The organism is Neobacillus sp. KR4-4, assembly GCF_042136325.1.
Lineage (GTDB): Bacteria > Bacillota > Bacilli > Bacillales > Cytobacillaceae > Neobacillus.
Genome location: NZ_JBHHJU010000060.1, coordinates 1 through 4,574 on the forward strand (window position 1 = coordinate 1; position 4,574 = coordinate 4,574).

A 4,574-nucleotide genomic window follows, 5' to 3' on the forward strand; every position below is an offset into this window, starting at 1 on the left:
TTTACTTGACGGGATCAAAGTCCCACGGGTGCGGACGTTCTACCCTGGCTACTGTTATAATAAGACCATATAAATAAAGGTCAACCAGAAATATTTTCTTATCTGGTTAACCTTATAATACGAACGGGTGCGTTAGTTGAAGAAGCTGTTCTAGGACCTTAATGGTCCTTTTGCTTTTGAATAATAAAATATTGATTTTATGATAATCGAACAAAGGAACAAATTATGATAAAATACTACAAGCAAAAGGAGTTGATTACAATGAGAAAAACGGCACCAGTAATTTGCCTAAAAAAAACGGAAGATGGCTCTGAAGAGATTACTCGGAGATTTGCAACATATAAAGAAGCTGTCAAATGGTCAAAGGAAAACAACATTATGTGCGAGGGAGCGGTACAATGGACTCTAAAAAATAATGGCTATCTTGATAAACCGAGGAACCATAAAGCCAGAGCTAAATACCATAACCGTGATTTATATAGATTTGTTAGAATTCAAAACTTGCCCGACAATACTTGATAAAAGACCGAACACTAAGCTCGATCATTCACTCCAGTATTCATCGAATTCGGTACCGCCTAAAGATTTGATTTTCCTCAGAACTTCTAAGTACTCTTGCATCATTCTGCCCCCGATATGAATAGGATAGTCATCTTCTGGTCGTTTGAATACTCTAACATCATGACGTTGCATTGCTTCGAAGAATTTTTGCTTCTTATTTTCTGCATAACGAATATCGTTATTAATTAATGAACGCAATTGAAATAAAATACTAATGTTAACTTCATAGTTATAATCTCTCTCACGAAAAATTCTGTCTGCTCGTTCAAAGTCTGCCACCGTAATATTTTTTGCGTTAAAGTTTTTCATTTCTGTCATAATAAATGACCTCCGTAAATTTGTTTTGTTTGATTTCTTGTTACGAAGGTATTATAGGGACGTTATAACGAACGTAAAGCAAATCAGAAAAAAATTTAAAATTAATTCTAAAGACAAAAAAATAAGAGATAATAATTTAATATTATCTCTCAAAGCTGATTCAACCACGGTCATTCTGTGACTTCTGAAGGCTATCCCGGTTAATCCCTTTTATTAAATTTTTTGAGTTTATCTAGAATGGCTGCTTTCTTCTCTTTGATCTCTTCCGAAGTCATTTTAACTTGAACTTCTTCATTATTATTGAACCAAGAAGGTAATAGTTCTTTTCTAACTGGTTTATTCTTTACTTTAGTTCGCTTCCAATTCTTTAATCGATACTCAAGTATAGACTTATATTGATTGTCTGTTTCAATAATTAAAGTATCATCATTGAGTACTTGTTCTTTCACTTCTTCAAATGGTGCTTTAGTATATTTATCCTTTAATTGATTTTCAATTAACTCTCTACTACTATTTTTATTTTTAATAGTTTTATTTTTATTTTTTAGTTTTAGTGGTTCATTTTGAACTACCTCGCAGTTCATTTTGACCTGCGCTGTTGGTTCATTTTGGACTAGCTTAATATGGTCTAGCTCATTTTGAACTACCTCTCGATAGTCATTTAGAACGTAAACTGAAGTAAATCCAGGTCTTGGTCTAACTTCTAATAATCCTAACTTTTCGAGTTCTTTAAGAGTACGTTTTACTGTTGATGGCGATGAACAAGTCGCTACTGCAATTGTTTCATGAGAAGGAAAAATCATTGAACAATTTCTTAAAGAAAACAGATACATGTAAGTTAGCTTAGTGGATGACTTTTCAAAAATTGTTCTTTTTTGAAGAAAATCGTTCATAAATGTTGTAAATGGCTGAGTAGTATTGTTGATAAAGTTTTCCATGCTCTTCTCTCCTTGACACAGAAGAAAAAGTTGTTAATATTATTATGTAGGAGTCTATCTTCTGCTAGATTTGTCTTGAGGGGTTATGGACCGCGAATCCACCCCTCTTTTATTATTTTAATACACCGAACACCAGTTCGTAAAATTGAAGTTTTATAATTTTAGCCCTTTTAAAGCTCCATGTTTCTTATGCTTCATTTCAATATCTGTTCCCCACAAATTAACGTACTTCTTTGTGATCGTCATATCACTATGGCCAAGAAGAGTCATTAAGCTGAATGCATCCACTCCCATCATAATCATTCTTTTTGCCATAGTATGTCTGAATGAGTGTGGACTAACTCTCTTAGAAATACCTGCTTCTTTACCGTACTTTTGAAATCTTGTTTGGATGCTGTGTCGATTTAATTCATGATTATCTCTGTTAACAAACAATTTTTCTGTACTGAGATTTCCTCTAATCTGAATGTATCTTTCAAGCTGCTCTTGAGTGAATTCTGATAAGTAAACTGTTCTCTCAAACAAATTCTTTGTAAGTCTGACAATTATTTTATTCCCTCGAACATCTTCCATTCTAATTCCTGTCAATTCAGAAAGTCTGATACCAGTATCTAAGAATACCAACATAATTACTTCATCTCTAAAAGAAACAAATGTCCTTTGCTTCCTAATTACTTTTATTAGCTTCTCAATTTCATGGTTGTCTAATGTCTCAATTTCTTTTTGTCTATCTCTTAGAAGCTTTATGTTTTTCATTGGATTTTTCTTAAGAAACTTCCTACTTACTAGAAAATTATAAAATGCTCTTAGTGCTCTAAGTCTTGTATTGATTGAAGTAATTGTCATTAGTTCTTTGCTTTGGAATATTAGACTTTCAATGTCTGCTTGCTCCCAATCAACTAATTGTTTTGGAATAATTTTTTTAGCAGCATGAAATTCATTCTTGTAATAATTAATTGTTGATGGTCGTAGATTCCTTAGATAACAATCCTTGAAAAACTCTTCAAAGGCTTCTTCATCAGTTCTGTTTTTCTGAACTATTACTAACTCTTCTTCTGATAAAACTCCCCTTCTTTTCATCCAATATCCCTCCATGGCATAAGATTCAAGGCATCAGATTTTGAATTTGTAAACAAAACAAAAAGACTTCCAACGAAATCGTTGAAAGTCTTGATGCATCTGCATTTTGATACCGGTGATCGGGGTCGAACCGATACTCCTCACGGAACACGATTTTGAGTCGTGCGCGTCTGCCAATTCCGCCACACCGGCATAATAAAAATTTCATAAATAAAGCTATGAAATTTTAGTGGACAATATTCAACAGGGGCAGTAGGAATCGAACCCACACTGAAGGTTTTGGAGACCTTAGTTCTACCTTTAAACTATGCCCCTAAATGGTGGAGGGGGACGGATTCGAACCGCCGAACCCGGAGGGAGCGGATTTACAGTCCGCCGCGTTTAGCCACTTCGCTACCCCTCCACATATAAAAAACAAATGATAAAACTGGAGGAGGAAGAGGGATTCGAACCCCCGCGCGGTGTTACCCGCCTGTCGGTTTTCAAGACCGATCCCTTCAGCCAAACTTGGGTATTCCTCCATTATAATAATTAAAAAATCTTAATTGGTAGCGGCGGAGGGGATCGAACCCCCGACCTTACGGGTATGAACCGTACGCTCTAGCCAGCTGAGCTACACCGCCATAATATCGTCTTTAAAGTAATTGGTGGAGTCTAGGGGGATCGAACCCCTGACCTCCTGCGTGCAAAGCAGGCGCTCTCCCAGCTGAGCTAAGACCCCATAAGTTATTAGAAGAATGGTCGGGAAGACAGGATTCGAACCTGCGACCCCTTGGTCCCAAACCAAGTGCTCTACCAAGCTGAGCTACTTCCCGATAAAAAATGCGCCCTGAGAGATTCGAACTCCCGACCTTTTGATTCGTAGTCAAACACTCTATCCAGCTGAGCTAAGGGCGCAAATGAATTTAATTATTTTGTGGTGCCGAGGACCGGAATCGAACCGGTACGGTAGTCACCTACCGCAGGATTTTAAGTCCTGTGCGTCTGCCAGTTCCGCCACCCCGGCAATATCATGGAGCGGAAGACGGGATTCGAACCCGCGACCCCCACCTTGGCAAGGTGGTGTTCTACCACTGAACTACTTCCGCAAATTATGGTAAGTTATTTTGCTATCGCAAAAAACTTTGTTTATTTTACTTCGTAAAAAAACTTGGTGCGGGTGAAGGGAGTCGAACCCCCACGCCTTGCGGCGCCAGATCCTAAGTCTGGTGCGTCTGCCAATTCCGCCACACCCGCATATTATATTAAGTATGCTTCCGCTGATGTAATTCCAATAATTAAGAAGCATGGTGCCGGCGAGAGGACTTGAACCCCCAACCTACTGATTACAAGTCAGTTGCTCTACCAATTGAGCTACCCCGGCATATAGGTTTAAAATTTAAGAAACCGCCTGGCAACGTCCTACTCTCACAGGGACGCGTGTCCCAACTACCATCGGCGCTGAGAAGCTTAACTTCCGTGTTCGGTATGGGAACGGGTGTGACCTTCTCGCCAATGCTGCCAGACTATTTGAGGCTTCATTCCCTCAAAACTAGATAATGCTGAAGAAGTTTGTAAACTTGAGTTCACCTTAAAATTGGTTAAGTCCTCGAACGATTAGTATCAGTCAGCTCCACATGTTACCACGCTTCCACCTCTGACCTATCAACCTGATCATCTTTCAGGGTTCTTACTAGC

The 4,574-nt window shown here is 38.2% G+C and carries 4 protein-coding genes, 12 tRNA genes and 2 rRNA genes; 1 reads left to right on the forward strand and 17 read right to left on the reverse strand.

Features of this window, described 5'->3' with window-relative positions; translation table 11 throughout:
- Positions 1-261 precede the first annotated feature (261 nt).
- Positions 262-519 (forward strand): hypothetical protein, encoded by a 258-nt coding sequence (locus tag ACE198_RS27680; RefSeq protein WP_375377774.1) that lies wholly within the window; start codon positions 262-264, stop codon positions 517-519.
- A 24-nt stretch (positions 520-543) separates the two neighbouring features.
- Here ACE198_RS27680 and ACE198_RS27685 read toward each other — a convergent pair whose 3' ends face one another.
- The 17 genes from ACE198_RS27685 to ACE198_RS27765 form a co-directional block, all read right to left on the reverse strand.
- On the reverse strand, positions 544-879 hold the full coding sequence (locus ACE198_RS27685; RefSeq protein WP_375377775.1) for a hypothetical protein: 336 nt from the start codon (positions 877-879) through the stop codon (positions 544-546).
- A 200-nt stretch (positions 880-1,079) separates the two neighbouring features.
- Positions 1,080-1,817 (reverse strand): helix-turn-helix domain-containing protein, encoded by a 738-nt coding sequence (locus ACE198_RS27690; RefSeq protein WP_375377776.1) that lies wholly within the window; start codon positions 1,815-1,817, stop codon positions 1,080-1,082.
- A gap of 153 nt (positions 1,818-1,970) precedes the next feature.
- Positions 1,971-2,897 (reverse strand): tyrosine-type recombinase/integrase, encoded by a 927-nt coding sequence (locus tag ACE198_RS27695; protein ID WP_375377777.1) that lies wholly within the window; start codon positions 2,895-2,897, stop codon positions 1,971-1,973.
- Between the two features lie 110 nt (positions 2,898-3,007).
- Positions 3,008-3,089: transfer RNA gene (locus ACE198_RS27700), tRNA-Leu, on the reverse strand.
- Between the two features lie 52 nt (positions 3,090-3,141).
- Positions 3,142-3,212: transfer RNA gene (locus tag ACE198_RS27705), tRNA-Trp, on the reverse strand.
- 3 nt (positions 3,213-3,215) lie between these two features.
- A tRNA-Tyr gene (locus ACE198_RS27710) sits at positions 3,216-3,300 on the reverse strand.
- Between the two features lie 25 nt (positions 3,301-3,325).
- Positions 3,326-3,418 (reverse strand) — tRNA-Ser (locus ACE198_RS27715).
- A 25-nt stretch (positions 3,419-3,443) separates the two neighbouring features.
- A tRNA-Met gene (locus ACE198_RS27720) sits at positions 3,444-3,520 on the reverse strand.
- A 22-nt stretch (positions 3,521-3,542) separates the two neighbouring features.
- A tRNA-Ala gene (locus ACE198_RS27725) sits at positions 3,543-3,618 on the reverse strand.
- 17 nt (positions 3,619-3,635) lie between these two features.
- Positions 3,636-3,712 (reverse strand) — tRNA-Pro (locus ACE198_RS27730).
- Positions 3,713-3,720: 8 nt separating this feature from the next.
- Positions 3,721-3,794, reverse strand: a tRNA-Arg gene (locus ACE198_RS27735).
- A 20-nt stretch (positions 3,795-3,814) separates the two neighbouring features.
- A tRNA-Leu gene (locus tag ACE198_RS27740) sits at positions 3,815-3,903 on the reverse strand.
- 7 nt (positions 3,904-3,910) lie between these two features.
- Positions 3,911-3,985: transfer RNA gene (locus tag ACE198_RS27745), tRNA-Gly, on the reverse strand.
- 63 nt (positions 3,986-4,048) lie between these two features.
- Positions 4,049-4,133, reverse strand: a tRNA-Leu gene (locus ACE198_RS27750).
- 51 nt (positions 4,134-4,184) lie between these two features.
- Positions 4,185-4,260 (reverse strand) — tRNA-Thr (locus ACE198_RS27755).
- A 25-nt stretch (positions 4,261-4,285) separates the two neighbouring features.
- A 5S ribosomal RNA gene (rrf, locus tag ACE198_RS27760) occupies positions 4,286-4,402 on the reverse strand.
- Positions 4,403-4,473: 71 nt separating this feature from the next.
- Positions 4,474-4,574: ribosomal RNA gene (locus ACE198_RS27765) — 23S ribosomal RNA — on the reverse strand; the annotation flags it as partial.

Coding starts and splice junctions, on each gene's coding strand:
- ACE198_RS27680 (WP_375377774.1), top strand. CDS start 262: ATGAGAAAAACGGCACCAGTAATTTGCCTAAAAAAAACGGAAGATGGC.
- ACE198_RS27685 (WP_375377775.1), bottom strand. CDS start 879: ATGACAGAAATGAAAAACTTTAACGCAAAAAATATTACGGTGGCAGAC.
- ACE198_RS27690 (WP_375377776.1), bottom strand. CDS start 1,817: ATGGAAAACTTTATCAACAATACTACTCAGCCATTTACAACATTTATG.
- ACE198_RS27695 (WP_375377777.1), bottom strand. CDS start 2,897: ATGAAAAGAAGGGGAGTTTTATCAGAAGAAGAGTTAGTAATAGTTCAG.